The organism is Sphingomonas tabacisoli, assembly GCF_042678385.1.
GTDB lineage: Bacteria > Pseudomonadota > Alphaproteobacteria > Sphingomonadales > Sphingomonadaceae > Sphingomonas_B > Sphingomonas_B tabacisoli.
The window spans coordinates 293,484-319,053 of the sequence record NZ_JBHUDY010000001.1 but is presented as its reverse complement, the minus strand read 5'-3'; the positions used below and the strand labels follow the sequence as shown (position 1 = coordinate 319,053).

Here is a 25,570-nt window from a genome sequence, read left to right as displayed (position 1 = left end):
CCGTCACGGCCGCCGCTCCCAATGAAATGCGCGACCCGCTCGTGCGGGCGGAGCTGAAGCGCGCGAGCGTCTGGTTCGGACTCGCGATCGGCATCGCCTTGGTCGTGCTGCTGATCCAGCCGCTGATGCTGTTGTTCGCCGGGCTCGTCTTTGCGGCGATGCTGGACGGCGGGGCGCGCTTGCTCGGCCGCGTGCTGCCCGTACCGCGCTGGCTGCGGATCGCGATCGTGCTGCTCCTGGCGATCGCCTTCGTCTCCGGCGTCTTCTACATGACGGGCGTCCAGATCGCAGCACAATGGGCGCAGCTGCAAGTGACGCTGCAGGTGCAAGGCACGCGCTTCGTGCACTGGCTGTCGGGCATGGGCTTCATTGCCGCCGATTCGGACCTGATGACGTTCGGCCGCCAGCTCGTCGGATCGGTGGGAAAGCTGACCGGCTATGTCGGGACGGTGTTCGGCGTCGTGTCCAGCGTCGTCTTGGTGGTCGCCTTCGGCCTGTTCATCGCGCTGGAGCCCCGCCTCTATCAGCGCGGGCTCGCCTGGCTCGTCCCGACTCGCGCCCGCGCTCATACGCAGATCACGATCGAGCGGATGGCGCACACCTTGCGGAGACTCATGGCAGGGCGGCTGGCGGGCATGGTGTTCGAAGGGGCGCTGACCTGGATCGCGCTGAGCCTGGGGGGCGTGCCGATGGCGCTGCTGCTCGGCATCCTCACAGGTCTGCTCGCCTTCATTCCCAATATCGGCGCGTTCACGAGCGGCGTGCTGATGGTCGCGGTGGGCTTCAGCGCCGGCGTCGATACCGGCGTCTGGGCGATCGTCACCTATTTCGCGATCCAGAATTTCGACGGTTATGTGATGCTGCCCTATGTCGCACGGAAGACGGTGGACATGCCGCCCGCGATCACCTTGGGCGCGCAGATCCTGCTGGGCTCGCTGCTCGGTTTCATGGGCCTGCTGCTCGCCGATTCGCTGACCGCGATGATCAAGGTCGCGCTGGAACGCGGATCGGAGCGCGAAGAGGAAAAGGCAGCGGCCAGCGGCTAGTTCGTCACCACCGGCACTTTGCTCAGATCCTGGCCGGGCATCGCTCCGGTGAGCGCCATCGGATCGATGCGCGCGTCCTTCCATTTGAGCGCCCAGTGAAGGTGCGGACCGGTTGCGCGGCCGGAGCTGCCGATCGCGCCGATCAGCTGGCCCTTCTTCACATGATCACCCTGCTTTACGTCGATGCGCGAGAGGTGCAGGAACGCGCTGTTCAGCCCCATGCCGTGGTCGATGATCAGCAGATTGCCTTCCAGCGTGAAGGGCTTGTCCGCCGCGAGCACGACCACGCCGTCCGCCGGCGCCGTGACCGGCGCCCCCGCCCCGCCTGCAATATCGACGCCCGCATGATAGTCGCCGCGCTCTCCGCCGCGATAGATACGCTGCGATCCGAACACACCGCTGATGCGGCCCTGCGCCGGCCAGACGAAATGCTGGTGCCAGCCCTCGCTTTGCGCATTCACCGCGCGCGCGGCGTTGATGCGCGCGATCTCCGGCGCGCGGAGCTTTTCGAATTCCTCGTTGGTGACGCCCGGCCGCTTCGGCACGTCGACTTTCTCGAGCCGCCAGGCGTGTGGCGCGATCTGCAGCGTTTGCGTCGTGACCGCGCCTGCGACGTTGCGCGCCTCCAGCGTGGCGCTCGCCGGCGCGTCGCGGTCGAAGCCGAGCATGAAGCGGCCGTTCGGCGCGAGCGGGACCGGCTGGCCCGCCAGCGTCAGGCTCACTGTTCCGGTCGGTGCGGTGCCATAGGCGACGCCGCCCTGCTCGATCTTTCCGAAGAGGTGGAAATCATCGGCAGGCCCGGCAGCGATCGAAACCAGCGCCGCGAGCGGCAGGAGCGCGCGTTTCACTTCTTGGCAAGCGCCTGAGTGGCGATCTCGGCGGTCGCATAGGCTTCCTGCCGAACGACCGACCAGTAACGCAGCGCATCGAGCGGGATCTTTTCGCCCGACACCGCGCAGACGACGTGATCGCCCTGCGAAAGCACGCGGAAACCGTTCGCCATATAATGGAGCCGGGCGGGCTGGCTGCGGTTGAACATCAGCATCGGAACGGACGACCTTCTTACAATAGCGAGGGCTGGCTGGGCGGCGCCTCGCGCTTCGCGCCAGATGTGGCGCGTTCGATGCGCGCGTCAACCGTGCCGTCGGCGAAATGCAGGCGCAAGGCGGCGGCCGTCCGCGCCTGCGCCGCGCTGGTGACGACGCCGCCGGCCCGGCCCTCGACCCAGGCATAGCCGCGGGCGAGCAGGTTTTCAGGGTTCACCGACTGCGCCAGCCGCCACACCGACTGCAGCCGATCGCGGGCGCGGTCGAGCTTGGTCGCGAGCAAGGTCGGGCGCAGCGCGCCGCCGGCCCGCGCCAGTTCGCCGCGCGCATCGGCGACGCGCCGGCCGAGCCCGCGCCGCAGCCGCTCGCCATAGTCGTCGACGCGCTGGCGCTGTGGGTCGAGCAGCGAGGCCGGCGTCGGCAGCAACCGCGCGAGGCCGCTCAGCCGCTCGGCGCCGCGCTCATGATAGCGCCGCGCGCAGCGTTCCATCCGCGCGCCCTGGTCACGGACATAGGCGCGGAGCTCGGCCCGGACCGGCACCGCCATCTCGGCCGCGGCGGTCGGCGTCGGCGCGCGGACGTCGGCGGCATAGTCGCACAGCGTGGTGTCGGTTTCATGTCCGACCGCGGAGATGATCGGGATCGTGCAGCCGGCAACGGCGCGGACGACCACTTCCTCGTTGAACGCCCAGAGGTCCTCGATCGAGCCGCCGCCGCGCGCGACGATGATGAGGTCCGGCCGCTGTCCGTCCGGCATCCGGCAGAAGGCGCCGATCGCCGCCGCGACCTGGTCCGCCGCGCCTTGCCCCTGCACCAGCACAGGCCAGACCAGCACATGCGTCGGGCAGCGATCTTCCAGCCGGTGCAGGATGTCGCGGATCACCGCGCCCGTCGGTGATGTCACGACGCCGATTCGCTGCGGCAGGAACGGCAGCTTCTTCTTTCGCGCGCTCTCGAACAGCCCCTCGGCGCCGAGTTTTGCCTTCAGCTTTTCGAGAAGCAGCGTCAGCGCGCCTTCGCCGGCGAGCTCCAGCCGCTCGATCACGATCTGGTATTTGGAGCGGCCGGGATAGGTGGTGAGCTTGCCGGTCGCGATCACCTCGATCCCGTCCTCGGGTCGGAAGGGGAGCGAGGCGACGCCCGCTTTCCACATCACCGCGTCGATGCAGGCCTTGTCGTCCTTCAACGTCAGATAGGCATGGCCCGAGGCGGCGCGCTTGTAGCCGCTGATCTCGCCGCGCAGCCGCACCAGGCCGAAGCTGTCCTCGACCACGCGCTTCAGCGCAAACGCCAGCTCCGACACGCTGAGCGCGGGCGCGTTGTCGCCCGGCTGACTGTCCGCTAACAGCCGCGCGTCCGCCGTATCGGGCGCCGCCGTTTGGGAGAATCCTGAAGCCATGAACGTCCTGCTGATCGGTTCGGGAGGGCGCGAGCATGCGCTGGCCTGGAAATTGGCGCAAAGCGCGCGGCTGGGCAAGCTGTTCGCCGCGCCCGGCAATCCGGGCATCGCGCGCCACGCCGAGCTGGTCGCGATGGATGTGGCCGATCATGAGGCCGTGATCGGCTTTTGCCGCCGGCAGCAGATCGGGCTGGTGGTGATCGGTCCCGAAGCGCCGCTGGTGGCCGGGCTGGCCGACGATCTGCGCGCGGCCGGAGTGCCGGTGTTCGGCCCGGGCAGGGCCGCGGCCCAGCTCGAAGGATCGAAGGGTTTCACCAAGGACCTTTGCGCGAACGCCGGCATTCCAACCGCGGGCTATGTGCGGGCGGAGCATGCGGAGGACGGCCTCGCCCGGCTCGCGCCGTTCGGGCTGCCGGTGGTGATCAAGGCGGACGGACTGGCGGCCGGCAAGGGCGTCGTGATCGCGAGCACGCGCGAGGAAGCTGAGCAGGCGATCCGTGCCGCCGACGGGCCGATGGTGATCGAGGAGTTCCTCGACGGCGAGGAAGCGAGCCTGTTTGCGCTGTCGGATGGCACGACGGTCGTGCCGTTCGGATCGGCGCAGGACCACAAGCGTGTCGGCGACGGCGACGTGGGGCCGAACACCGGCGGCATGGGCGCCTATTCGCCGGCTCGCGTGCTGACGCCGGCGCTGGAGCGGCAGGCGATGCGCGAGATCGTCGAGCCGACGGTCAAGGCGATGGCCGAGGCGGGAACGCCGTTCGTGGGCGTACTCTATGCCGGACTCATGCTGACACCGACGGGCCCCAAGCTGATCGAATACAATGCTCGCTTCGGCGATCCCGAATGCCAGGTGCTGATGCCGCGGCTGGAAAGCGATCTGCTGGAGCTGCTGTTGGCCTGCGCCGAAGGCAAGCTCGAAGGCGCGGACGTGCGCTTCTCAGACCGGGTCGCGCTGACGGTGGTGATGGCGGCCAGGGGCTATCCCGGCACGCCGGAGACGGGCGGCGAGATCGACGACATCGACGATGCCGAAGCGGCGGGCACGATCGTGTTCCAGGCGGGCACCAAGGAGCAGGACGGCAGGCTGGTCGCATCGGGCGGGCGCGTACTGGCGGTGACGGCCGAGGGGCCGACGGTGCGCTGGGCACAGCATGCGGCCTATACAGCCGTCGATCGCATCCGCTTCCCGAGCGGCTTTTGCCGCCGCGACATAGGCTGGCGCGAAGTCGCGCGCGAAACGAAAGAGAGGGGCTGAACCATGGAATGGCTCGAACAGAATTGGGTTCTGATCGTCGTCGGCATCGTCGTGCTGCTGATCGCGCTCTGGTGGCTGGTCGGCAACAGCGGCAAGCGCGTCGAAGCGAATAAGCCGGCGACTCCGGTCGAACGACGCGAGGAAGTCTCGCCGGTCGTAGTCGGCCCTGCCGTAGCGCCGGTCGATACGCCTCCGGTCATGGAACCCGCGCCGCTGCCGCCCGAGCCGGAAGCACTGGTCGAGCCGATCCACGCCATCCCGGCTGGACCCGCCGATGAGCTAACCCGCATGAAGGGCGTCGGCCCCAAGGTCGCAGCACTTCTGAATGGTCTGGGCGTCACCCGCTACGACCAGATCGCGGCGTGGACCGATGCCGATGTGGAGCGGGTCGACGCGCAGCTCGGCGCGTTCAAGGGCCGCATCGCCCGCGACCAGTGGGTCGAGCAGGCACGGCTGCTCGCGGCCGGCGACACGGCGGGGTATGAAGCGAAGTTCGGGAAGCTGGGGTGAAATAACCCTCGCCCCAACGGGGAGAGGGTTGAACTACCGCTCGCTCAGATAATAGCGATCCTGTGCTTCCAGCGCTTCGTTCAGCTCGTACACGATCGGCTGGCCGGTCGGGATCTCAAGCTCGGTGATCTCGCTGTCCGGGATGTGCGACAGGTGCTTGACCAGCGCGCGGAGCGAATTGCCGTGGGCGGAGATCAGCACCCGTTCGCCGGCTAGAAGCGCGGGAGCGATCGTCTGTTCCCAATAGGGCAGGACGCGGGCGATCGTATCCTTCAGGCTCTCGGTCGCGGGCACCTGCACGCCGGCATAGCGGCGGTCGCCCGACAGATCGAACGCACTGCCCGCCTCGATCGGCGGCGGCGGCACGTCGAAGCTGCGGCGCCAGATCTTCACCTGGGCATCGCCATGTTTCGCCGCCGTCTCCGCCTTGTCGAGCCCGGTCAGCCCGCCATAATGGCGCTCGTTCAGCCGCCAATGCTTATCGACGGGCAGCCAAAGCCGGCCCATCGCTTCCAGCGCGATGTTGAGCGTCTTGATCGCGCGGGTCTGATAGCTGGTGAAGCAGCGGTCGAAATCCAGGCCTTTCGCGGCAAGCAGCTCGCCTGCCGCTTTCGCTTCGGCCGCGCCTTTCTCGGTCAGGTCGACGTCCCACCAGCCGGTGAAGCGGTTTTCGAGATTCCAGGCCGATTGGCCGTGACGGATCAGAACGAGCGTGGGCATTTGGGCTCCTGGTGACCCCAAACTCCGTTCGGGCTGAGCTTGTCGAAGCCCTCCCTTTCTTCTGGTGCGGAAAAAGAAGGGAGGCCTTCGACAGGCTCAGGCCGAACGGTGCGGGAGATTAGTTCACAGCAGATCGATCATCGCGGCGAGATTGTCGAGGCAGGCGTGCGCGAGCTTCTTGCAGCGCTCGGGCGACCAGCCGAACTGGGGGTCCGGATTGTCGTCGTGATCCTTGAACGGCATTTCGAGCGTCATCGACACCGCGCCGTAGCGCTCGGCAAGCTGGGTGGTCGACATCGACATGTTCGCCTTGCCCGGCGGCGCGACCTCATAGCCCTTGGCCACCTGGAAATCGGGCGTGCGCTCGGCGAGGGTGTCGCGGAAGCGGTTGTAGAGCGCCCCCTTGTCGGCGCTGAACGACGGGATGCCTTCGAAGCCGGCGAGGAAATTGGCGGCGATCGCCTCGTCGCCATGCACGTCCATCGCGAAGTCGACGCCGGTGGCGTCCATCGCGTTGCGGACCGCGAGCACTTCCGGGCTGCGGTCTTCCGACGGCGCGTGCCATTCGCGATTGAGGTTCACGCCGACCGCGTTGGTGCGCAGATGACCGCGAAAGCTGCCGTCCGGGTTCATGTTCGGCACGATGTTGAGCGTCGCCTTTTCGCGCAGGCTCTGCCCGGTCGCATCGTTCGGGTCGGTGAGCTTTTCGAGCGCGCCTTCCATCCACCATTCGGCCATGCTCTCGCCCGGATGCTGGCGGGCGTAGAGCCAAACCTGCTTCGCCCCCTCGCCCATCGTCAGGCAGTCGAGCGGACGGCCATCGAGCGTCTTGGTCAGCTCGCGCTGGGTGACCCCGGGCTTTGCCGCCATGCGCGCGACCAGATCGTAATGCCGCTCCATCGAATAAGGCGCGAAATAGGCGACCCACAGCGCATTGCCCTGGGGGCGCACGCGAATCGTCAGCACCTGATCGATGAAATCGGTGTCGGCGAGCGCCCAGGTGTCGCGATCCTCGGAGACGCGCGCGCGATAGTTCGGCCAGCCCAGCGGATAGGCGGAGCCGGCCACATTGGTGATGCGCAGCGTCAGCTCGCGGCCCGCGGCGTTGCCGACGCGGAAGTGAAACCACTGGTAAAAATCGGAGCCGTGATCGGTCTCGATCTCGAGATCCGCTTCGGTCCCGTCGATCTTGACGACGCGTATGTTACCGCTGTCAAAAGCGCTTGTGATGCTGAAGGTCATGGCACGCTGATAGTGCGGCCCGACTCTCCCGGAAAGCCCTTGAACAGGGCATTCGCCAGCCGGCCCGGCAAAGCGCCCGAATCGCGCTCCGACGCTTCGCCGCGCGCGCGGCCTTCCCAGACGACGCTCTGATCCGACCGACGTTTCAATTGCGTAGACAGTTCGGTGCCGACGACGAGGCCGCCACGCCCGCCGCCCAGCCCAAAGCTGATGCCGCCGCCGACGCCGCTGTGCCAGCCGCCGGTCGAGCCGCCGATGCCGATCGAGACCGGCGAGCGTCCGCCCGCCCGTTCGCGCGCGCCGGAGCGGACATTGACCACGGCCACATAGAGACTCTGGCCGACGCCTTGCACCGGCGCGAAACCGAGAGCAGTCAGCTCGCGCGCGACGGCGCCGGCATAGGCGTCGAACTCCATGCCCGCGGGGGCGCCCGGTCCGGGTTCGATCGCGACAGTGCCACGCTCGGTTACTGGTCCGAGAGAAAATCGTGTCACCTCGACGGGCGCAGGCGCAGTCATGCAGGCGCTCAGGCCCAGCAGCGAAGCCATCAACAGGATGCGCGGACGGAGCGTCATGTCACTGTCCTCCAAGTCTTTTGCGCATAACGTATCGAAGGCGTAATTAGCTGCAAGCGCGCTTTGGGTTGACCTTCGTCCCCCTCTCGACTAGGCGAGCGCCTCGCTTTTCAGCCCAGATTCGGACCAGGTTATAAAGACCATGAAGATCGTCAACTCGCTCAAGTCCCTGAAGGACCGCCATCGGGACAACCGCGTGATCCGCCGTCGCGGCCGCACCTACGTCATCAACAAGACGAACCGCCGCTTCAAGGCCCGCCAGGGCTGAAGCCGTGGGGGAAGTGCGCGGCGTCGTTTTCGACGTCGGCAATGTCCTCTTCACCTGGGACCCGCGGTTCCTGTACGAGCGCCTGATCGACGACGATCGGGCGCTCGACGTATTCTTACGCGACGTCGTCACGCACGAATGGCATTTCCAGCACGATGCCGGCCGGCCGTTCGCCGAGACCAGCGCGGAGCTGATCGCCGAACATCCACAGCATCGCGCGCTGATCGAGGCTTGGGGGCCGCGCTTCAACGAGAGCGTCGGCGGTCCGGTCGAGGGCATGGCCGAGTTGGTGGCGGAGTTGGACGCACGCGGCGTGCCGCTGTTCGCGATCACCAATTTCAGCGGTGAATTCTGGGAGCCGTTTCGCAAGACCGAGACGGTGTTCGACCATTTCCGCGACGTGGTCGTGTCGGGCACCGAGCGGATGGTGAAGCCCGAGCCCACGATATACGAGCTGGCGCTCAAGCGGTTCGGCATGAAGGCGGAAGAACTGATCTTCGTCGACGATCGGGCGGAAAATGTGGCCGGCGCCGAGGCGGCCGGCATGCGCGGGCACCTGTTCCGGGATGCGGAGACGCTGCGAATGGAGCTGGAGTTGCTCGGCCTCCTCTGATCGTTTCCCGGCGAAGGCCGGGACCTCTCTTTTCTTCTCGAGCACATCTTGCAAAGAAGAGCTGGATCCCGGCCTTCGCCGGGAAACGGGAAAATCCATGCGCCCAGCCCTGCTCCTGCTCGCCCTTTTCGCCACTCCCGCCCTCGCCACTCCCCTCACCCCTGCGCAGCTTGCCCAGATCGACCGGATCGCCGCGCAGGCGCTGAAGGACACGGGCACGCCCTCTGCATCGGTGGCGGTGGTGACGGACGGCAAGCTCCAGTTCGCCAAGGCTTATGGTCGGCAGCGCGGCGATGCCTCCCCACCCACCACGACCGCCGCCTATCCGATCGCTTCCGTCTCGAAGCAGATCACGGCGGCCGCGATCCTGCTGCTCGCCGAGGACGGCAAGCTGTCGCTGGACGACAAGGTCTCGAAATATCTTCCGGAGCTGACCGACGCAGACAAGGTCACGCTCCGGCAGCTTCTCAGCCACACCTCCGGCTATCGCGATTTCTGGCCGCAGAATTACGCGTTCTCAGCGATGCTGAAGCCGACCGCGCCGGATGGCATTCTCGATCGCTGGGCGAAGGTGCCGCTCGACTTCGCACCGGGCAGCCAGTGGCAATATTCGAACACCGGCTTCGTTGCCGCCGGGCTCATCGTCGAGAAAGTCTCGGGCGAGCCGCTGATGCGCTTCCTGCAGCAGCGCATCTTCCAGCCGCTGCACATGAAAGTCGGCGACATGGACACCGACTTCAAACCCAGCGACGCGCAGCCTTTCACGCGCTTTGCGCTGGGGCCGGTACGGCCTGCCAAGGCGCCGGCGGAGGGCTGGCTCTACGCCGCCGGGCAGTTGCTGACGACCCCGTCCGAATATTCGAAATGGAACATCGCCCGCATCAACCGCACGCTGCTGAAACCGGCGAGCTGGGCCGAGCAGGAACGCGAGGTCGTGCTGACCAACGGCAAGGGCTCGAGCTACGGCCTGGGCGTGACGCTCGATGACGTGCGCGGCCATAAACGGGTGCAGCATGGCGGCGCCGCGGTCGGTTATTTGACGGACAATCGCGTCTATCCCGAAGACCATGCCGCAGTGATGGTCGTGATCAACGCCGATTTCGGCAACGCGCACAACGCGATCGCCGACGGCATCGAGGCGATGATCCTGGGCGGTGACCCCGAAACGACGCGGGCGCGGGCGATTTTCGACCAGCTTCGCCAAGGCAAGGCCGACCGCGCGACCTTCACCGACAATTTCAACGCGTTCCTGACGCCGCAGGTGCTCGCCGATCACCGCGCCAGCCTGATGCCGCTCGGCGAGCCGCAGAGCTTCGCCGCCAAGCGACCGACCCGGCTGCGCGGCGGCTTTACGTCCGAAGTGTACGAGGTGCGCTATCCGAACCGGAAGCTCATCATCAGCATGCGGGCCGTGCCGAATGGCGGCAAGGTCGAGGAATTCCTGATCTATCCCGAGGCGGACTGAAGAACATGGCGTATTGGCTGCTGCGATCCGAGCCCGACGTTTACGGTTGGGACCATCTGGTACGCGACAGCGCCACCGAATGGGACGGGGTGCGCAACTACACCGCGCGCAACTTCCTGAAGGACATGGCTGTGGGCGACCGTGCCCTTTTCTATCATTCGAACACGGAGAAGGCCGCGATCGGGATTATGGAGATCACCCGCGCCTGGCGCCCGGACGGCGAGAAAGGCGACTGGGCGTCGGTCGCGGTCAAGCCGGTGGAGAAACTGCCGCGCCCGGTGACGCTTGCGGAAATGAAGGCCGAACCGCGCTTGGCGAAGCTGGAAATGCTCCGACAATCGCGCCTGTCAGTCACGCCGCTGCGCGAGGAGGAGTGGGCCGTGATTTTGGAGATGGCGAGGGGATGATCCGCGCCGGCCTCCTTGCCGCGGCAGCGCTCCTCCCGCCCTCCGCTGCTCGCGAGACGCCGATCCGCTTCGTCACTCGGGTCTATGCCGGCTACTCGGACCCGCGCTTCAGTCCGCTTGATCACAAGGCTGCGATTTTCTCTCCACGACTGTCCGCCGCCATCGCCGAGGACGCTCGCCTCGCACAGGGCGAAGTGGGTTATCTGGATGGCGACCCGCTTTGCGACTGCCAGGATGCGAGTGGATTGAAGGCGCGCGTTACAAAAGTGGTGCGCGGCCGAGGTGGGACCGACGTCATCGTTTCGATCGATTTAGGCGAACCGCGACCACGCAGCCTGCGTCTCAAGCTCGTTCCGACCGGAAGAGTGTGGCGGGTCGACGACATCGCCTCCCCTTCCGAGCCGAGCCTCCTAAATGCACTGACCCGGTCGAACCAGGCCGGCGTCCGTCGTTAGGCCGCCTCCGCCACGCGCTTGGCGCGCTTGCGTTCGTGCGGGTCGAGGTGGCGCTTGCGGAGGCGGATGCTCTTCGGCGTCACTTCGACCAGCTCGTCGTCGTCGATATAGGCGATCGCCTGTTCGAGCGTCAGCCGGCGCGGCGGGGTCAGGCGGATCGCGTCGTCCTTGCCTCCGCTCGCGCGGAAGTTGGTGAGCTGCTTCGCCTTCATCGGATTGACCTCGAGGTCGTCCGGCTTCGCGTTCTCGCCGATGATGATGCCTTCGTAGAGCGGATCGCCCGGCGCGACCATCAGGATGCCGCGTTCCTCCAGCGCGTTCAGCGCATAGGCATTCGCTTCGCCGGAACCATTCGAGATCAGCACGCCGTTCTTGCGGCCCTCGATCGCGCCTTTGTACGGGCCGTATTTCTCGAAGAGCCGGTTCATGATGCCGGTGCCGCGCGTGTCCGACAGGAACTCGCCATGATAGCCGATCAGGCCGCGCGACGGCGCCGAGAAAGTGATGCGGGTCTTGCCGCCGCCTGAGGGACGCATGTCCGTCATCTCGGCTTTGCGGATCGACATCTTCTCGACGACGGTGCCCGAATGCTCCTCGTCGACGTCGATGACGACGGTCTCATACGGCTCCTCGCGGCCGTTCGGACCGTCGCGGAACAGCACGCGCGGGCGGCTGATGCCGAGCTCGAAGCCTTCGCGACGCATCGTCTCGATCAGCACGCCGAGCTGAAGCTCGCCGCGACCGGCGACTTCAAACGAATCCTTGTCGGCGCTTTCGGTGACCTTGATCGCGACGTTCGATTCCGCCTCGCGGAGCAGCCGGTCGCGGATCATTCGGCTGGTGACCTTGGTGCCTTCGCGGCCCGCCATCGGGCTGTCGTTCACGGCAAAGCGCATCGACAGTGTCGGCGGGTCGATCGGCTGGGCGTGCAGCGGTTCGCTCACCGACGGATCGGCGATCGTGTTGGCGACGGTTGCTACGGTCAGGCCAGCGATCGAGATAATGTCACCGGCATTGGCCTCTTCGACCGGCACCCGCTCAAGGCCGCGGAAGGACATGATCTTGGACGCGCGCCCGGTTTCCACAACGTTGCCATCGGCGTCGAGCGCGTGGATCGGCATGTTGGTCTTCACGGACCCCGAGAACACCAGCCCGGTCAGAATGCGGCCAAGGAAATTATCGCGGTCGAGCAGCGTGACCAGGAATTTGAACGGCCCGTCCGGATCAGCCGACGGCGGCGGGACGTGTGCGACGATCTTTTCGAACAGCGGCTCCAGCGTGCCTTCGCGCGCTTCGGGGTCTTCCGACGCATAGCCGTTGCGGCCCGAGGCGTAGAGGACGGGGAAGTCGAGTTGCTCGTCGCTAGCCTCCAAGCTCACGAACAGGTCGAACACTTCGTCGAGCACTTCCTGCACGCGGGCGTCGGAGCGGTCGATCTTGTTGACGACGACGATCGGGCGGAGGCCCAGCGCCAGCGCCTTGCCGGTGACGAACTTGGTCTGCGGCATCGCGCCTTCGGACGAATCGACCAGCAGGATGACGCCATCGACCATCGACAGGATGCGCTCCACCTCGCCGCCGAAATCGGCGTGGCCGGGCGTGTCGACGATGTTGATCCGCGTGCCATGCCAATCGACCGAGGTGCACTTGGCGAGGATGGTGATCCCGCGCTCTTTCTCCAGGTCGTTAGAATCCATCGCGCGTTCCTCGACGCGCTGATTCTCGCGGAAAGTGCCGGACTGGCGGAAAAGCTGGTCGACCAGCGTGGTCTTGCCATGATCGACGTGCGCGATGATGGCCACGTTGCGGAGGCTCATTGGAAATCCTGATAGCGAAGCGGGAGTTGGCGGCGCCCTTAGCGCAATTGCCGCGATGCGGGAAGGGTCGAGTGACGACGCCTCCGGCGCCGTCCTTCAGGGCCTAGTCGTTTGCGCCCAGCGCCGATCCAAGCAGCACGTCGATCGGGTGCTGATGGGTTTCCAGCATCTCGGGAACCGGCTCGAAAAGCTCGCCGGTCAGTTCGAGATCCGTCAAACCCGGCAATCGGTACACAGACAGTTTCTCGGCTCGACCGACCTTCCCGTCGCGGCTGACGGTGAGCGCGGCGAGATGCGGGATCTCGTGCCGCTCATACAGCAGGTAGGGTGCCAGCACGACGGAGCCGCCATTGTAGCGGCCACGAAGGCAGCGGCGGTTGCGCATGGCTGCGGCGACGACCGCACGCCCGGGCTGCACGCCCAGGCTCTTTCGCACCCCGACTCCCAATTTTTGCTGCATACGCTCACTCACCAACAGTGTGGAATATTCGAGAACATTTAGGTGCCTTTGTCGATAGGAGAAGTGCAAAACGTGCAATTTGGCACCTCCAATTCGCACTTGCACAACATTTTACGGCATGATCTGCTGCATTGCAGCAAGGGAGGTCGTATATGATTGCAGCACTCTTCTTTGGTCTTCAGGCGGTTGCCCCTCAGCAAATGGCAAGCGCCACGGTTGCGCCTGTCGAGGTGGCGCAGGTCCAGGAGGCGCCGGCTCAGCCGGAGCAGAAGCGGGTCTGCCGCTCGATTTTCGACACGCGCGTCGGCCTGATCGCGAAAAAGCAAACCGTCTGCCATTTCGTCCGCGTCGACGCCGGCAAGACGAAATAACGGGGCGCCTCAGCCCCGCCATTGCTCCATGAAGTGGCGGCGGCAGAGCGCGACATAGCGGTCATTGCCGCCGATTTCCGTCTGCGCGCCCTCGCGGACGGCATCGCCTTTCGCATCGATGCGCAGGTTCATCGTCGCCTTGCGCCCGCAGGCGCACACAGCCTTCAGCTCGACCAGCACATCGGCGAGCGCGAGCAGGCATTTGCTTCCCTCGAACAATTCGGCGCGGAAATCGGTGCGAAGGCCATAGGCCAGGACCGGGATGCCGATCTCGTCGGCGACGCTGGCGAGCTGCAGAACCTGGTCGCGGGTGAGGAACTGCGCCTCGTCGATCAGCACGCAGGCGAGCGGTGTGGCGGCGTGCTGCGCGTCGATTACCGCGCGCATATCGGTGTCGGGATCGAAGCCGTTTGCCTCAGCCTCGATGCCGATGCGCGAGGTGATGACGCCGGCCTCATAGCGGTCGTCGATTGCCGCGGTGAACAGCATCGTGTGCATGCCGCGCTCGCGATAATTGAAATCGGCCTGCAGCAGCGTGGTCGATTTCCCCGCATTCATCGAGGCGTAGTAGAAATAGAGCTTAGCCATGCGCAGCCGCCTCCAGCCGGGCAAGCGCGCGGTCGCGGCCGATCAGGGGAAGGAGCGCGGCCATGTCGGGGCCGTGCTCGCGTCCCGTGAGCGCGCGGCGGAGGGGGAGAAACAAGGGCTTGCCTTTGCGGCCGGTGCTTTCCTTGAGCGCGCCGGTGAGCGCGTGCCATGGGTCGCCCCCCCAATCAATTGTCCGCGCCGCATCGACTGCCGCTCGCAGGAAATCGCGATCCTCTTCCGCCGTTTCGGCATCGACCGGCCCTTCGACGACGTGCCACCAGTCGGCAGCGTCCGCCACGCGCTCGAGATTGGGCCGGACTGCCTCCCAGGCGCGCGCATCCATGCCGGCGGGGAGACGCTCGGCAACCTGATCGTAGTTCATCAGATGCACGGTCTGCGCGTTGAGCTTCGCCAGTTCCGCTTCGTCGAACCGCGCCGGCGCGCGGCCGAAGCTCGCGAAATCGAAACGCTCGAGCAGCGGCGTCATCGTCGTGACTGGCTCGACGGGCAGGCTGGTGCCGATCCGCGCCAGCTTCGCCGCCAGCGCCAGCGGCTCGGTGCCGGTCTCGCGCCAGTGATCGACATCGGTCGCGCCCAGCCGCTTCGAGAGCTTGCCTGCGGAGCCGGTCAGCAGCGCCTCGTGGGCGAAGGCTGGCGGCAAGGCTCCCAGGGCCTGAAACATTTGCACCTGCGCTGCGGTGTTGGAAACATGGTCCTCGCCGCGCACGACATGGCTGATGCCCATGTCGATATCGTCGATGACCGAGGGCAGTAGGTACAGCCAAGACCCGTCCGCCCGGCGCACCACCGGATCGCTCATCAGCTTAGGGTCGAAGCGCTGGGGACCGCGGATCAGATCGTCCCAGACGATCGGCGCGTCATGGTCGAGCTTGAAGCGCCAGTGCGGCTGCACGCCCTCGCCTTCCAGCTTCACACGATCGGCATCGGTCAGATTCAGCGCGGCGCGGTCGTAAACCGGCGGCAGCCCACGGCCGAGCTGCACCTTGCGCTTCAACTCCAGCTCCTGCGGAGTTTCGTAGCAGGGATAGACCCGCCCTGTGGCACGAAGCTTTGCGAATTGCTCTTCGTAAAGCCCGAACCGTTCCGACTGGCGTACCTCGCCGTCCCAATCGAGACCGAGCCACTGAAGATCGGCCCGGATCGCGGTGACGAACCTTTCCTCCGACCGCGCCTGATCAGTGTCGTCGATGCGAAGCAGAAAGCGGCCGCCCTGCTGCCGCGCGAACAGCCAATTGTGGAGCGCAGTCCGCAAGTTGCCGACATGGACGCGGCCGGTCGGCGACGGCGCGAAACGCGTGACGACGCTCATCAGGCCGTCCGGAACGCGTTGGTGATCGGATAGCGGCGGTCCCGGCCGAAATTGCGCTTGCCGAGCTTCACTCCCGGGGGAGCCTGGCGGCGCTTGTATTCGGCGACGTAGAGCAGCCGCTCGATGCGGGCGACCGTGTCGCGATCGAAGCCGCGCGACGCGACCGCATCGACCGACAACTCCTCCTCGACCAGCCCGTGCAGGATCGGATCGAGCACGTCGTAGGGCGGAAGCGAATCCGAATCCTTCTGGTCGGCGCGGAGCTCGGCGCTGGGTGGCTTGTCGATCACGCGCTGCGGCATCACTGGCCCATCGCCCCCAAGCCCCAAAGCCGGGCGATTGGCGTTGCGCCAGCGGCAGAGCTCGAAGACCGTCGTCTTATAGGCGTCCTTCAGCACCGAATAGCCGCCGGCCATGTCGCCATAGATGGTCGCATAGCCGACCGACATCTCGCTCTTGTTGCCGGTGGTGAGCAGCATGTGGCCGAACTTGTTGCTGAGCGCCATCAGCGTGACGCCGCGGATGCGTGACTGCACATTCTCTTCGGTCAGGTCCGGCTGGCGTTCCGCGAACAGCTTCGCAAGCATCGATCCGAACGCGCCGACGGCCGGCTCGATCGGCACGGTATCGAGCCGCACGCCAAGCATGCGCGCGCAGGCGGCGGCATCGTCCAGCGACTCCTTCGACGTAAAGCGCGACGGCAACATCACGCACCACACCCGGTCCTTGCCCAGCGCGTCGACGGCCACTGCGGCGGACAGCGCGCTGTCGATGCCGCCCGACAGGCCCAGCACCACCCCGGGAAAGCGGTTGGCGTTCACGTAATCGCGCAGGCCGACCACCATCGCGTGATAGGCATCGGCCGGATAGGGATCGAGCGCGTGGATCTCGCCTGAAGCGCAGCGCCAGCCCCCGGCCCCACGCTCCCACTCGGTCAGCACCAGTGCTTCCTCCCAGTCGGGAAGCTGGTGAGCGAGAGTGCCGTCACCGTTCAGTACGAAGGAAGCGCCGTCGAACACCACTTCGTCCTGGCCGCCGACGCGGTTCAGGAAGACGAGCGGCAAGCCGGTCTCGGCGACGCGCTTGCCGGCAACCTCGCCGGTGCGCAGATCGTCCTTGTCGATCTCGTACGGGCTGCCGTGCGGCGAGATCAGGATTTCGGCGCCCTGTTCCTTCAGGTGCGTGCACACGGGCGAGAACCAGATGTCCTCGCACACCGGCAGGCCGAGCTTCACGCCGCGCCATTCGATCGGCTGCGGCAGCGGACCGGGCGTGAACCAGCGCTTTTCGTCGAAAGTGCCGTAATTGGGCAGCTCGTGCTTGCGCGTGAAAGCAACGATGCGGCCGCCGTCGAGCAGGTTCAGCGTGTTGAAGAGCTTGCCGTCTTCGGCGAGCACGGACCCGACGATCATCGCCGGGCCGCCATCGGCCGTCGCCGCGGCGAGGCGCTGCAGATGCTCGGCGGCGCGCGTGTGGAGCGCGGGCTTGAGCACCAGATCCTCGGGTGGATAGCCGATCAGCTGGAGCTCGGGAAACACGACCAGGTCCGCGCCTTCGGCTTTGCCGCGCCATTCCAGCATCTTGTCGGCATTGCCGGCGATGTCGCCAATGCGCTGGCTGATCTGGACGAGAGCGATACGGAGCCGGTCGGTCATGATTGCGCATCTAGGGTGCGGCTCACGCCGGGTCTAGGCGCGCGGAGCACGGCGCTCTAAAGCCCGCGACAGAATCGTGACATCGGGGCGTGCATCCATGAAAATCCTCACCGGCAACGCGAACACGCCGCTCGCCCAGGCGATCGCGGACTATCTGGAAACCCCGCTGACCGACGCGAGCGTCCGCCGCTTCGCCGACGAGGAAGTGTTCGTCGAGATCCACGAAAATGTCCGGGGCGAGGACGTGTTCGTCGTCCAGCCGACCGGCTTTCCGGCGAACGACAATCTGATGGAATTGCTGATCTGCATCGACGCGCTGAAACGCGCCTCGGCCAAGCGGATCACGGCGGTCATTCCCTATTTCGGCTATGCAAGACAGGATCGGAAGCCCGGTCCGCGCACGCCGATTTCGGCCAAGCTTGTCGCCAACCTAATCACGGTCGCCGGCGCCAACCGCGTGCTCTCGGTCGATCTTCATGCGGGGCAAATCCAGGGCTTCTTCGATATCCCGACCGATAATCTCTACGCGGCGCCGGTGATGTCGGCCGACATCCTCGCGCGCTTCCCGGCGCAGAACATCACGGTCGTCTCACCGGACGTCGGGGGGGTGGTCCGCGCGCGCGCGCTCGCCAAGCGCCTCAACAACGCCCCGCTGGCGATTGTCGACAAACGCCGCGAACGGGCCGGCGAGTCGGAAGTGATGAACATCATCGGCGACGTCGAGGGCCGCTTCTGCGTGCTGATCGACGACATCGTCGATTCGGCGGGCACTTTGTGCAACGCCGCCGCCGCTCTCCGCGAAGCGGGCGCGCAGGACGTCGTCGCCTATGTGAGCCACGGTGTGCTGTCGGGCGGAGCCGTGGCGCGCGTCGACGGATCGGCGCTGACCGAGCTGGTCATCACCGACTCGATCGCCCCGACCGAGAGCGTCGCCCAGGCCAAGCGGATCCGCACCCTGACCATCGCGCCGCTGCTCGCCGAGGCGATCAAGCGGATCGCCGACGAAAGCTCGGTGTCGAGCCTGTTCGACTAGGGGCTATTGGGCGAGTCGTCGTTATTGACGGCCGCGAGAACGGCGATCGCGGCGATGCCGGCCAGCAGCGCAATAGCGATCACGCCGCCCGAGCCGCCCTCAAGCCGGCTGTCGCCGCCCCTGGCGCCGGCGCGTGCGCTGACGACGGACAGCTTGGAAGCAGAGCTTGTCTGAGCGATCGCGGTCGAGGGAACGGCGGCCATCATGCCGATCGAGACCAAAGCCGAAGCAAACAACTTCATACGCTACCTCCCTTGGCAACACGCCGGGCGGACTAACCTTTGTGAATGGCCATGGTTCCCCATCTTGCGGCGGAGCGAGCGGCTGAGCAGGGTCGGTTGATGAAGATTTCGGAACTTTGGACATTGCCAAGAGCGGTGCGGGTTGGGGTGACATCGGGAGCGACGGCGCTGCTGCTGTGGCCCATGCACGTCGTATTCGGCCGGCCCATTCGACCTGCTTTTGCGGCAGCATTAGTGATTGCCGCTGTGTGCGGCATTTCGATTCTGCTGATGGGCGTCGTCGACCTGCTGACCGTCGAGCGCGACCGGCGCATCCTGCCGGCGCGGCTGTTCGATCTGGCGCTCGGCCTTGCGCTGGCGCTGCCGACGAGTCTCGCGCTGGCCGGCCTGTTCTAGCGCGACCGGCGCGGCGGCGCTGGCGCGAACGTCCAACGCTCGCCCGGCGTCGCTTTGATGGCGGCGAGCGTGGCGGTTCGGCCGGCTCGTAAGGCTTCGATCAGCCGCATGAGGTCCGGGCCGCGCGGCGTTTCACCGAAAGCCGCAAGAATGCGCAGCACCAATCGGCGCAGCAGTTCAGTTGGCAATTCGCGAGGATCGAGGCCCGCCCCATCCCAGCGCTCGACGAAGGCTAGCTCCGCCGCCCATTCGAGCGCCTGCTCGGCATCGGCAAGGTTCGCCGCGCTCTGCGCCAGCCGCGCCGCGTCGAGCCACGGCGCCGCCCCCAACAAGCTGCGAGCGGCCGTGCGGTCATAAGCCGGATCGAAATTACTCGGATCGAGCGCCGGCGTAATGCCGGCCGCGCGGACGACTTCCTCCAGCTCGGCCTTGCGCCAGTCGAGCAGCGGCCGGATCAGCTCCACGCCATCACGCAGCGCACGGCTGCGGCGAACCCCGGCAAGGCCGGAAACGCCAGAGCCGCGCGAGAGGCGCATCAGCAAAGTCTCGGCCTGGTCGTCCGCATGATGCGCGGTCGCGAGCCAACGGAGCGCATGCCGCGCGCACCAATCGCCGAGCGCGGAATAGCGTGCTTCGCGCGCGCCGGCCTGGACGCTGCCCTGGACCTGCACAGCCAAGATATCGTGCGGCACACCAAGCCGGGCGCAGAAATCCGCGACCATTTCCGCTTCCGCTCGCGCTTCGGGACGAAGGCGGTGATCCACGGTCGCGACACGCACCGGCCGAATGTGCTTCGCCAACATCAGCAGCGCCAGCGAGTCCGGCCCGCCGGACACCGCCAGTCCGAGCGGTTCGCCGGGCCCGACGCCAAGCGCTTCCAGAGTTGCGGCGAGATCGTGCGGCACCGATTGACCTTGCACCGGGCGCTGTGGCAACCGCAACTGCACAGGCGGGTATGATGTAATGGTAGCCTGTCAGCTTCCCATGCTGAACGCGCGGGTTCGATTCCCGCTACCCGCTCCAATAGAAAAGCTAGTCTCCGCTGGGTTGGTCGTTAACGGGCAAACGACTATATCGCCTGTATGACCAGCTACATCGACGCCGATTCCGCTTCGACGCGCACCAACGCCATCAAGCTGCACGGGCCTGACGGCTTCGAAGGCATGCGCAAGGCGGGCAAGCTGGCGGCCGAAATCCTCGATGCGATCGAGCCGCACATGGTGCCCGGTGTTTCGACCGAGGCGATCGATGACATGGTGCGCGAGCACATGCTGCGGGCCGGCGCGGTGCCGGCGACGCTCGGCTATCGCGGCTATGCCCATAGCTGCTGCATCTCGATCAACCATGTCGTCTGTCACGGCATCCCGTCGGAGCGCACGTTCAAGGACGGCGACATCGTGAATGTCGACGTGACGCCGCTGCTCGGCGGTTGGCACGGCGACACCAGCCGCATGTATTTGATCGGCAATGTCGGCGTGAAAGCGAAGCGGCTGGTCGAAGTCACCTACGAAGCGATGATGCGCGGCATCGAGCAGGCGAAGCCCGGCAACCGGCTCGGCGACATCGCGCACGCAATCCAGTCCTTTGCCGAAAAGCACCGCTATGGCGTGGTGCGCGATTTCTGCGGCCACGGGCTTGGCCGACTGTTCCATGACGCACCGGAAGTCGTCCATGCCGGCCGCCCGGGCACGGGTCCCGAGCTGAAGCCGGGCATGTTCTTCACGATCGAGCCGATGATCAATATCGGCCGCCCCGATTGCAAGGTACTGGAAGACGGCTGGACGGCAGTGACGCGCGACCGCTCGCTCTCCGCCCAATACGAACATTCGATCGGGATCACGGAGACCGGTCACGAGATCTTCACGCTGAGCGCTGCCGGACGCTGATGGCGACGCTGCTGGATTCCCGCCCGCTCGACCGCGTCGCCGACTTTCCCGCCATTCCGGCGGGCTGGGCCTATCTCGACACCGCCGCGACCGCGCAGAAGCCGCAGGCGGTGATCGACGCAATCACACGCGGTTACGATACCACCTACGCGACCGTGCATCGCGGCGTGTATCAGCGTTCCGCCGACATGACGCTGGCCTATGAGGCGGCGCGCAAGCGCGTGGCGCGGTTCATGGGCGCGGCCTCTGCCGATGAAGTGGTGTTCGTGCGCGGCGCGACCGAGGGCATCAACCTGGTCGCCGATAGCTGGGGTGGATCGCAGCTCAAGGCCGGCGACCGCATCCTGCTTAGCCAGCTCGAGCATCATTCGAACATCGTGCCGTGGCAGTTGCTGCGCGACCGCACCGGCATCGAGATCGATGTCGCGCCCCTGACGGCGGACGGACGGATCGATCTCGACGCGGCCGACGCGATGCTGACCGAGCGGCACAAGCTTGTCGCGCTCGCGCATGTCTCGAACGTACTTGGATCGGTGCTCGACGCGAAGCGCGCCGCGGCGATGGCGCATCGGGTCGGCGCGAAATTGCTGCTCGACGGCTGCCAGGCGGTTCCGCGCATGGCGGTCGACGTCGCCGCGCTCGACTGTGACTTCTACGTCTTTTCGGCGCACAAGCTTTATGGGCCGACCGGTTTCGGCGTACTCTGGGCCAAGGGCGAGATCCTCGACGCGATGCCCCCTTGGCAGGGCGGCGGCGCGATGATCGACCGGGTGACGTTCGCGCGCACCACCTATGCACCGCCGCCGGCGCGGTTCGAGGCGGGGACGCCGCACATCGTCGGTGCGCTCGGGCTCCACGCCGCTATCGACTATGTCGACGCCATCGGGCTGGACGCGATCCACGCGCATGAGACCGCGCTGGTGAAGCTCTCACGCGAACGGCTGGGCGCGATCAACTCGGTGCGGCTGTTCGGACCCGAGGATTCGGCCGGCATCGTCAGCTTTGCCGTCGAAGGGGTGCATCCGCACGACATCGGCACCATATTGGACGAGGAACAGGTCGCGATCCGCGCCGGCCACCATTGCGCGCAGCCGCTGATGGACGCGCTGGGGGTGCCGGCGACGGCCCGGGCAAGCTTTGGCGTTCACAACAGCGCCGCGGACGTCGAGGCGCTGGCGCGCGGAGTGGAGCGCGTGACGAGGATTTTCGGATGAACGAGCAGAGTCGCATCAGGGTGGAAGAAGTGGAGAGCGTCGCTCCGCCGCCCAAGGCGCGTGTGGAAGAGGCACCGCGCGAGACATTGGAGCGCAAGAAGGACTATCTCGCCGGCTTTCTGAGCGAGAAGCCGTCGGAGCTATCAGGCGAAGAGCCCGGCGGCGAGCTCTATGAAGCGGTGATCGCGGCGCTCAAGGAAATCTACGACCCCGAAATTCCGGTCAACATCTACGACCTGGGGTTGATCTACGGCGTCGAGATCAACGGCGGCCATGCCCTGGTGACGATGACGCTGACGACGCCGCACTGCCCGGTCGCGGAGTCGATGCCGGGCGAGGTCGAGCTCCGGGTCGGCGCCGTGCCGGGGATCGGCGATGCGGAAGTGAACCTGGTCTGGGACCCGCCCTGGAATCCGGCGCAGATGTCGGACGAAGCAAAGCTCGAACTGGGAATGCTGTGATGGCCACCGTTCGGGAACGCCCCCAAGCGCTGCATCTCACGCCAGCCGCCGAAGCGCGGATCGCCTCGCTGATGGCGCAAGCACCCGATGGTGCCGTCGGCGTGAAACTTTCGACGCCGCGGCGCGGCTGTTCGGGCCTCGCCTATTCGGTCGATTATGTCACCGACGCGAAGCCGCTCGACGAGCGGATCGACACGCCGGGGGGCACCCTGTTCGTCGACGGCGGCTCGATCCTCTATCTGATTGGCTCGGTCATGGACTGGGTGGAAGACGACTTCACCGCCGGGTTCGTATTCCAGAACCCGAACGCCAAGGGCAGTTGCGGCTGCGGCGAGAGCTTCACGGTTTGATCGTCGCGGCCCTGCTGCTGGCAGCCGCCGCGCCCAAGCCGGTCGTGCTGCCCGGCATCAGCTACCAGGTGCTGCAATCCGGGCTCGCCTCGGGTGCACACCCGACCCGGACCGATGAAGTCGACGTCCATTACACCGGACGACTGACCAACGGCGAGGTGTTCAGCGCCTCGCCCGATGGCGGCAAGGGCGTCAGCACGTTCCCGGTGCAGCGCGTGATCCCCGGTTTCATGGCCGCCGTGCTGCTGATGCGTCCTGCCGACCATTGGCGCGTCACGCTGCCGCCGTATCTTGCCTACGGCGCGCCCGGCCGCGCGATGGGCCCGCAGGCAAGCGCCATGCAGTCGCGCGACATTCCGCCGAACGCGACGCTGATCTTCGATATCGAGCTCGTCGCGATTCGCCCGGCGGCGCGCTAGAAACCCACCCGCCAGCGGAACGCAGCGCCGATATCGTCGGGCGCGGCGGCAAAGTTGCCCGGGTCGCGACGCCAGAACAAATTGGTGTCCATCCGCCCACCGAACAGCATCCGCGCATAGCTCGCTTCCATGTCGATCTCGCGGCCGGTCGGGGCGAGGTTGAGGCGCTGGTCGGCATAGGTGACGGCGCCGGTCTGCCAATCCCAGCTTGCGGGCAGACGCAGGCCAAGGCCGCCGCTTTCCACCCGCAGCGGCTGAGCGATGCGCAGACCGAATTGATCGCCGCGCTCGAAAAGGCCCGATTTTGCGAGATCCAGGCTGTAGGCGGTGCTGCGGACCGTGGCGTTTCCGCTGAGCGCTCCCCCGCGCGCCATCGTCGTCCAACCCTGACGCGTCGCAGCCGACAGGGACCAGCCCGGCGCGAAGCTCCAGTCGGCGCGTATGTCGCCGAACCAGCTCGACGAACCGCCGCTGCCGAACAAGGGCCCGAAATGCGCGCCGAGCAAGCTCCGACTTTCGTCCAATCGCGTGACGCCGCCGCTGAAGCTCAGTGCGCCGAAACGGCGATCGGCCTGCAGGCTCATCAAGGAATAGGGCGAGCGAAGATACGGATCGCGAGCACCGGGCGTACCCTGATAGAGCAGCCCTTCGCCGCTTTCGGCCACTGCGGTCAGGCCGAGCCGGCCGACGCTGCGCCGGAACGACGCGGCGCTCTGACGCGTGCGATCGAAGCCGAGCGCATCACCCGGCGCCCGGGCGACGAGGAAAGCGGGTTCGGACCTGCCGTTCAATTGGCCCGAGACGCTGCTACCGCTCTGGCCGAAGCCGAACGCAATGCTGGTCTTCGGATCGATGCGGCTGGCGATCATGCCCGCGGCGGTGCGGGCGCGCACCGCGTCATCCCGGGTCAGCGACAGCCGCCGCAACGCGGCGCTTCCGTCCGGCGAATCGGCGATCGACACCGCGACGGTCGTGCCGCCGGCGCTCAAACTGGCGCTGCTGAAACTCTGGCCAAGCGTTCCGGCAAGGCTGGAGCGCGGCTGCGCATTGTGGATCGCACGCGCGAAATCGACTGCATAGGCGCGGCTGAAGCCGTCGAGGATCACGGCGCCCATGCCGGTCTGCACGGCGTCGCCCATCGCGGGAGAGAGGCTCGCCGTTGTCGCCGAAAGAGAAACCGGGATTTGGCTTCCCGCCAGCGACGTCGCCCCTTGGGGAGCGAAGGCGCGGCCGACGTTCAGGCCGCCACGGCCATAGACGGCATCCGTGCCCGCCGCCCCCAGATCGTCGGCGCTGTTGAGCAGCAACTGCACGAGCTGCGCGCCGGTCAAGTTCGGGAAAGCCTGGGCCAGCAAGGCGATCGCACCCGACACAAGAGGCGCGGAAAAGGACGTGCCGCTGTAGAGGAACGCCGTGCCATTCTGATCGAACGAACGAACGCTCTCGCCAAGCGCGGTGATATAGACGTTCGCCGCAGTGCCGGCGCGGTTGGTGAAGCTGGAGATCGTCTTCGACGCGTCGTACGAGCCTGCGACGATGATCTGACCGCGCGCGATCGGATCGGTCGCGACCAATGCCAGGTCGTCTGGATTGGCTCCGGCATCGTTGCCGGCGGACAGCACGATCACCATGCCCGCAGCCGTCGCGCGCGAAATCGCGTTGCGCAACGTGGGGTCCGCACCGGCGCCACCCAGCGAGATATTCGCGACTTTCGCCCCAGCCGTCACCGCCACGTCGAGCGCGCGCGCGATGTTGCTGTCGCTGTGCGAGCAATCCCCGTTCGAGGTGCAGCTTCCGGGCGTATCGGTCCGCAGCGACAGCAGAGTCGCGTTGAACGCCATACCGTGAATCTGGCGGTCGTTCTTGGCGGCGAGCAGTACGGCGGAAACGGCGGTGCCGTGCCCGCCATCGTCGCCGACGCCGCGGCTGCCTGCGATATCCTGCGACAAGGACGAAATGCGGCCGGCGAATTCCGGGCTGTTCGGATTGACGCCGCTGTCGATCACCGCCGCCGTTACGCCCTGACCGGTCGCGCCGGCCTGGTAAGCCGGGACCGCGTTCGAAGGCTCCAGCCCGTTCGAGCGAATATATTCGGCGGTGCGGAAATTGACGCTCGGTGTCGGTGTGGGTGTGGGCGTCGGCGTGGGGACCGGCGTCGGGGTAGGTGTGGGTGTCGGAGCGGGGGCCGGCGTCGGTGTCGGCACGGTGTTGACGCCGCCTCCACCGCCGCAGCCGCCCAGAATCAACAAACCGAGAACCAGAGCCGAAGACCCTGAGACAAAACGCTTACTCATACGACGAAACCCCAGACCCGATTCCCTTCGCGGTAACGCGTCAGGACTTG

Annotated in this window: 30 protein-coding genes and 1 tRNA gene; 17 read left to right on the top strand and 14 right to left on the bottom strand. The window is 66.5% G+C overall.

Annotated features, from left to right (window positions below):
* Positions 1 to 26: 26 nt before the first annotated feature.
* Positions 27 to 1,046, top strand: a complete 1,020-nt coding sequence (locus ACFSCW_RS01790) for an AI-2E family transporter (protein WP_380889981.1) — start codon at positions 27 to 29, stop codon at positions 1,044 to 1,046.
* Here the strand turns inward: ACFSCW_RS01790 and ACFSCW_RS01785 are convergent.
* The 3 genes from ACFSCW_RS01785 to xseA are packed head-to-tail and all read right to left on the bottom strand — an operon-like array spanning position 1,043 to position 3,491.
* Positions 1,043 to 1,894 carry a M23 family metallopeptidase gene (locus ACFSCW_RS01785; RefSeq protein WP_380886274.1) on the bottom strand — a complete coding sequence of 284 codons (852 nt, stop codon included), beginning with the start codon at positions 1,892 to 1,894 and terminating at the stop codon, positions 1,043 to 1,045. The genes ACFSCW_RS01790 and ACFSCW_RS01785 overlap by 4 nt on opposite strands.
* Positions 1,891 to 2,091: a DUF2093 domain-containing protein gene (locus tag ACFSCW_RS01780; RefSeq protein WP_380886272.1), complete on the bottom strand. Its 201-nt coding sequence runs from the start codon at positions 2,089 to 2,091 to the stop codon at positions 1,891 to 1,893. Before ACFSCW_RS01780 ends, ACFSCW_RS01785 begins: the two co-directional genes overlap by 4 nt.
* A 17-nt stretch (positions 2,092 to 2,108) precedes the next feature.
* Positions 2,109 to 3,491 (bottom strand): exodeoxyribonuclease VII large subunit, encoded by a 1,383-nt coding sequence (xseA, locus tag ACFSCW_RS01775; protein ID WP_380886270.1) that lies wholly within the window; start codon positions 3,489 to 3,491, stop codon positions 2,109 to 2,111.
* On the opposite strand from xseA, the gene purD reads away from it, so the two are divergent.
* Together purD and ACFSCW_RS01765 are read left to right on the top strand one after the other, a co-directional pair.
* A complete protein-coding gene (purD, locus tag ACFSCW_RS01770) occupies positions 3,490 to 4,749 on the top strand; it encodes a phosphoribosylamine--glycine ligase (RefSeq protein ID WP_380886268.1) in 1,260 nt (419 codons plus the stop codon). The genes xseA and purD overlap by 2 nt on opposite strands.
* 3 nt (positions 4,750 to 4,752) lie before the next feature.
* Entirely contained in the window at positions 4,753 to 5,259 is a 507-nt protein-coding gene (locus ACFSCW_RS01765; RefSeq protein ID WP_380886265.1) for a hypothetical protein, read from the top strand.
* A 33-nt stretch (positions 5,260 to 5,292) separates the two neighbouring features.
* Here the strand turns inward: ACFSCW_RS01765 and gpmA are convergent, their stop codons facing one another.
* The 3 genes from gpmA to ACFSCW_RS01750 form a co-directional block, all read right to left on the bottom strand.
* The gene (gpmA, locus tag ACFSCW_RS01760; RefSeq protein ID WP_380886263.1) at positions 5,293 to 5,979 is read right to left on the bottom strand and encodes a 2,3-diphosphoglycerate-dependent phosphoglycerate mutase; all 687 of its coding nucleotides are present in this window, start codon (positions 5,977 to 5,979) and stop codon (positions 5,293 to 5,295) included.
* Positions 5,980 to 6,102: 123 nt separating this feature from the next.
* Positions 6,103 to 7,221, bottom strand: a complete 1,119-nt coding sequence (locus ACFSCW_RS01755) for a M14 family metallopeptidase (protein WP_380886260.1) — start codon at positions 7,219 to 7,221, stop codon at positions 6,103 to 6,105.
* Positions 7,218 to 7,796 (bottom strand): DUF4136 domain-containing protein, encoded by a 579-nt coding sequence (locus ACFSCW_RS01750; protein WP_380886258.1) that lies wholly within the window; start codon positions 7,794 to 7,796, stop codon positions 7,218 to 7,220. Before ACFSCW_RS01750 ends, ACFSCW_RS01755 begins: the two co-directional genes overlap by 4 nt.
* Before the next feature lie 142 nt (positions 7,797 to 7,938).
* On the opposite strand from ACFSCW_RS01750, the gene ykgO reads away from it, so the two are divergent.
* The 5 genes from ykgO to ACFSCW_RS01725 all read left to right on the top strand — a co-directional run bounded on the left by ykgO (position 7,939) and on the right by ACFSCW_RS01725 (position 11,004).
* Complete coding sequence (gene ykgO, locus ACFSCW_RS01745; RefSeq protein WP_095998341.1) at positions 7,939 to 8,064, top strand: type B 50S ribosomal protein L36; 126 nt, start codon at positions 7,939 to 7,941, stop codon at positions 8,062 to 8,064.
* A 4-nt stretch (positions 8,065 to 8,068) separates the two neighbouring features.
* Entirely contained in the window at positions 8,069 to 8,677 is a 609-nt protein-coding gene (locus ACFSCW_RS01740; protein WP_380886255.1) for an HAD family hydrolase, read from the top strand.
* Positions 8,678 to 8,774: 97 nt separating this feature from the next.
* On the top strand, positions 8,775 to 10,142 hold the full coding sequence (locus ACFSCW_RS01735) for a serine hydrolase domain-containing protein (RefSeq protein ID WP_380886253.1): 1,368 nt from the start codon (positions 8,775 to 8,777) through the stop codon (positions 10,140 to 10,142).
* Between the two features lie 5 nt (positions 10,143 to 10,147).
* A complete protein-coding gene (locus ACFSCW_RS01730; RefSeq protein ID WP_380886251.1) occupies positions 10,148 to 10,549 on the top strand; it encodes an EVE domain-containing protein in 402 nt (133 codons plus the stop codon).
* Complete coding sequence (locus tag ACFSCW_RS01725; protein WP_380886249.1) at positions 10,546 to 11,004, top strand: DUF3828 domain-containing protein; 459 nt, start codon at positions 10,546 to 10,548, stop codon at positions 11,002 to 11,004. The genes ACFSCW_RS01730 and ACFSCW_RS01725 overlap by 4 nt, the downstream gene beginning before the upstream one ends.
* Here the strand turns inward: ACFSCW_RS01725 and typA are convergent.
* Entirely contained in the window at positions 11,001 to 12,821 is a 1,821-nt protein-coding gene (typA, locus tag ACFSCW_RS01720; protein WP_380886247.1) for a translational GTPase TypA, read from the bottom strand. The two genes, ACFSCW_RS01725 and typA, sit on opposite strands and share 4 nt — an antisense overlap.
* Positions 12,822 to 12,924: 103 nt before the next feature.
* Complete coding sequence (locus tag ACFSCW_RS01715) at positions 12,925 to 13,281, bottom strand: hypothetical protein (protein ID WP_380886245.1); 357 nt, start codon at positions 13,279 to 13,281, stop codon at positions 12,925 to 12,927.
* A gap of 200 nt (positions 13,282 to 13,481) precedes the next feature.
* On the opposite strand from ACFSCW_RS01715, the gene ACFSCW_RS01710 reads away from it, so the two are divergent.
* Positions 13,482 to 13,652, top strand: a complete 171-nt coding sequence (locus ACFSCW_RS01710) for a hypothetical protein (RefSeq protein WP_380886243.1) — start codon at positions 13,482 to 13,484, stop codon at positions 13,650 to 13,652.
* 9 nt (positions 13,653 to 13,661) lie between these two features.
* Here ACFSCW_RS01710 and ACFSCW_RS01705 read toward each other — a convergent pair whose 3' ends face one another.
* The 3 genes from ACFSCW_RS01705 to ACFSCW_RS01695 are packed head-to-tail and all read right to left on the bottom strand — an operon-like array spanning position 13,662 to position 17,225.
* Entirely contained in the window at positions 13,662 to 14,240 is a 579-nt protein-coding gene (locus tag ACFSCW_RS01705) for a thymidine kinase (RefSeq protein ID WP_380886241.1), read from the bottom strand.
* Positions 14,233 to 15,570, bottom strand: a complete 1,338-nt coding sequence (gltX, locus tag ACFSCW_RS01700; RefSeq protein ID WP_380886239.1) for a glutamate--tRNA ligase — start codon at positions 15,568 to 15,570, stop codon at positions 14,233 to 14,235. Before gltX ends, ACFSCW_RS01705 begins: the two co-directional genes overlap by 8 nt.
* Positions 15,570 to 17,225, bottom strand: coding sequence for an NAD+ synthase (locus ACFSCW_RS01695; RefSeq protein ID WP_380886237.1), 1,656 nt, complete (start codon positions 17,223 to 17,225; stop codon positions 15,570 to 15,572). Before ACFSCW_RS01695 ends, gltX begins: the two co-directional genes overlap by 1 nt.
* Positions 17,226 to 17,322: 97 nt before the next feature.
* Here ACFSCW_RS01695 and ACFSCW_RS01690 point away from each other — a divergent pair, with 97 nt between their 5' ends.
* Positions 17,323 to 18,258, top strand: coding sequence for a ribose-phosphate pyrophosphokinase (locus ACFSCW_RS01690; protein WP_380886235.1), 936 nt, complete (start codon positions 17,323 to 17,325; stop codon positions 18,256 to 18,258).
* On the opposite strand, the gene ACFSCW_RS01685 is transcribed toward ACFSCW_RS01690, so the two are convergent.
* Positions 18,255 to 18,500 carry a hypothetical protein gene (locus tag ACFSCW_RS01685; RefSeq protein ID WP_380886233.1) on the bottom strand — a complete coding sequence of 82 codons (246 nt, stop codon included), beginning with the start codon at positions 18,498 to 18,500 and terminating at the stop codon, positions 18,255 to 18,257. The genes ACFSCW_RS01690 and ACFSCW_RS01685 overlap by 4 nt on opposite strands.
* Before the next feature lie 99 nt (positions 18,501 to 18,599).
* Here ACFSCW_RS01685 and ACFSCW_RS01680 point away from each other — a divergent pair, with 99 nt between their 5' ends.
* Positions 18,600 to 18,896: a hypothetical protein gene (locus tag ACFSCW_RS01680; protein WP_380886231.1), complete on the top strand. Its 297-nt coding sequence runs from the start codon at positions 18,600 to 18,602 to the stop codon at positions 18,894 to 18,896.
* Here ACFSCW_RS01680 and tilS read toward each other — a convergent pair.
* A complete protein-coding gene (gene tilS / locus ACFSCW_RS01675; RefSeq protein WP_380886229.1) occupies positions 18,893 to 19,816 on the bottom strand; it encodes a tRNA lysidine(34) synthetase TilS in 924 nt (307 codons plus the stop codon). The genes ACFSCW_RS01680 and tilS overlap by 4 nt on opposite strands.
* 29 nt (positions 19,817 to 19,845) lie before the next feature.
* Here tilS and ACFSCW_RS01670 point away from each other — a divergent pair.
* The 6 genes from ACFSCW_RS01670 to ACFSCW_RS01645 all read left to right on the top strand — a co-directional run bounded on the left by ACFSCW_RS01670 (position 19,846) and on the right by ACFSCW_RS01645 (position 23,226).
* Positions 19,846 to 19,919 (top strand) — tRNA-Gly (locus ACFSCW_RS01670).
* Between the two features lie 59 nt (positions 19,920 to 19,978).
* Positions 19,979 to 20,782, top strand: coding sequence for a type I methionyl aminopeptidase (gene map, locus ACFSCW_RS01665; RefSeq protein WP_380886227.1), 804 nt, complete (start codon positions 19,979 to 19,981; stop codon positions 20,780 to 20,782).
* On the top strand, positions 20,782 to 21,996 hold the full coding sequence (locus tag ACFSCW_RS01660; protein ID WP_380886225.1) for a cysteine desulfurase: 1,215 nt from the start codon (positions 20,782 to 20,784) through the stop codon (positions 21,994 to 21,996). Before map ends, ACFSCW_RS01660 begins: the two co-directional genes overlap by 1 nt.
* Positions 21,993 to 22,457, top strand: coding sequence for an SUF system Fe-S cluster assembly protein (locus ACFSCW_RS01655; RefSeq protein WP_380886223.1), 465 nt, complete (start codon positions 21,993 to 21,995; stop codon positions 22,455 to 22,457). Before ACFSCW_RS01660 ends, ACFSCW_RS01655 begins: the two co-directional genes overlap by 4 nt.
* Positions 22,457 to 22,807, top strand: coding sequence for a HesB/IscA family protein (locus ACFSCW_RS01650; RefSeq protein WP_380886221.1), 351 nt, complete (start codon positions 22,457 to 22,459; stop codon positions 22,805 to 22,807). The genes ACFSCW_RS01655 and ACFSCW_RS01650 overlap by 1 nt, the downstream gene beginning before the upstream one ends.
* Positions 22,777 to 23,226: an FKBP-type peptidyl-prolyl cis-trans isomerase gene (locus ACFSCW_RS01645; protein WP_380886220.1), complete on the top strand. Its 450-nt coding sequence runs from the start codon at positions 22,777 to 22,779 to the stop codon at positions 23,224 to 23,226. Before ACFSCW_RS01650 ends, ACFSCW_RS01645 begins: the two co-directional genes overlap by 31 nt.
* Here ACFSCW_RS01645 and ACFSCW_RS01640 read toward each other — a convergent pair.
* Entirely contained in the window at positions 23,223 to 25,472 is a 2,250-nt protein-coding gene (locus ACFSCW_RS01640; protein ID WP_380886218.1) for a S8 family peptidase, read from the bottom strand. The two genes, ACFSCW_RS01645 and ACFSCW_RS01640, sit on opposite strands and share 4 nt — an antisense overlap.
* Positions 25,473 to 25,570 lie beyond the last annotated feature (98 nt).

Coding starts and splice junctions, on each gene's coding strand:
- ACFSCW_RS01790 (WP_380889981.1), top strand. CDS start 27: ATGCGCGACCCGCTCGTGCGGGCGGAGCTGAAGCGCGCGAGCGTCTGG.
- ACFSCW_RS01780 (WP_380886272.1), bottom strand. CDS start 2,091: ATGCTGATGTTCAACCGCAGCCAGCCCGCCCGGCTCCATTATATGGCG.
- purD (WP_380886268.1), top strand. CDS start 3,490: ATGAACGTCCTGCTGATCGGTTCGGGAGGGCGCGAGCATGCGCTGGCC.
- xseA (WP_380886270.1), bottom strand. CDS start 3,491: ATGGCTTCAGGATTCTCCCAAACGGCGGCGCCCGATACGGCGGACGCG.
- ACFSCW_RS01765 (WP_380886265.1), top strand. CDS start 4,753: ATGGAATGGCTCGAACAGAATTGGGTTCTGATCGTCGTCGGCATCGTC.
- gpmA (WP_380886263.1), bottom strand. CDS start 5,979: ATGCCCACGCTCGTTCTGATCCGTCACGGCCAATCGGCCTGGAATCTC.
- ACFSCW_RS01755 (WP_380886260.1), bottom strand. CDS start 7,221: ATGACCTTCAGCATCACAAGCGCTTTTGACAGCGGTAACATACGCGTC.
- ACFSCW_RS01750 (WP_380886258.1), bottom strand. CDS start 7,796: ATGACGCTCCGTCCGCGCATCCTGTTGATGGCTTCGCTGCTGGGCCTG.
- ykgO (WP_095998341.1), top strand. CDS start 7,939: ATGAAGATCGTCAACTCGCTCAAGTCCCTGAAGGACCGCCATCGGGAC.
- ACFSCW_RS01735 (WP_380886253.1), top strand. CDS start 8,775: ATGCGCCCAGCCCTGCTCCTGCTCGCCCTTTTCGCCACTCCCGCCCTC.
- ACFSCW_RS01730 (WP_380886251.1), top strand. CDS start 10,148: ATGGCGTATTGGCTGCTGCGATCCGAGCCCGACGTTTACGGTTGGGAC.
- ACFSCW_RS01725 (WP_380886249.1), top strand. CDS start 10,546: ATGATCCGCGCCGGCCTCCTTGCCGCGGCAGCGCTCCTCCCGCCCTCC.
- typA (WP_380886247.1), bottom strand. CDS start 12,821: ATGAGCCTCCGCAACGTGGCCATCATCGCGCACGTCGATCATGGCAAG.
- ACFSCW_RS01715 (WP_380886245.1), bottom strand. CDS start 13,281: ATGCAGCAAAAATTGGGAGTCGGGGTGCGAAAGAGCCTGGGCGTGCAG.
- ACFSCW_RS01710 (WP_380886243.1), top strand. CDS start 13,482: ATGGCAAGCGCCACGGTTGCGCCTGTCGAGGTGGCGCAGGTCCAGGAG.
- ACFSCW_RS01705 (WP_380886241.1), bottom strand. CDS start 14,240: ATGGCTAAGCTCTATTTCTACTACGCCTCGATGAATGCGGGGAAATCG.
- gltX (WP_380886239.1), bottom strand. CDS start 15,570: ATGAGCGTCGTCACGCGTTTCGCGCCGTCGCCGACCGGCCGCGTCCAT.
- ACFSCW_RS01695 (WP_380886237.1), bottom strand. CDS start 17,225: ATGACCGACCGGCTCCGTATCGCTCTCGTCCAGATCAGCCAGCGCATT.
- ACFSCW_RS01690 (WP_380886235.1), top strand. CDS start 17,323: ATGAAAATCCTCACCGGCAACGCGAACACGCCGCTCGCCCAGGCGATC.
- ACFSCW_RS01685 (WP_380886233.1), bottom strand. CDS start 18,500: ATGAAGTTGTTTGCTTCGGCTTTGGTCTCGATCGGCATGATGGCCGCC.
- ACFSCW_RS01680 (WP_380886231.1), top strand. CDS start 18,600: ATGAAGATTTCGGAACTTTGGACATTGCCAAGAGCGGTGCGGGTTGGG.
- map (WP_380886227.1), top strand. CDS start 19,979: ATGACCAGCTACATCGACGCCGATTCCGCTTCGACGCGCACCAACGCC.
- ACFSCW_RS01660 (WP_380886225.1), top strand. CDS start 20,782: ATGGCGACGCTGCTGGATTCCCGCCCGCTCGACCGCGTCGCCGACTTT.
- ACFSCW_RS01655 (WP_380886223.1), top strand. CDS start 21,993: ATGAACGAGCAGAGTCGCATCAGGGTGGAAGAAGTGGAGAGCGTCGCT.
- ACFSCW_RS01650 (WP_380886221.1), top strand. CDS start 22,457: ATGGCCACCGTTCGGGAACGCCCCCAAGCGCTGCATCTCACGCCAGCC.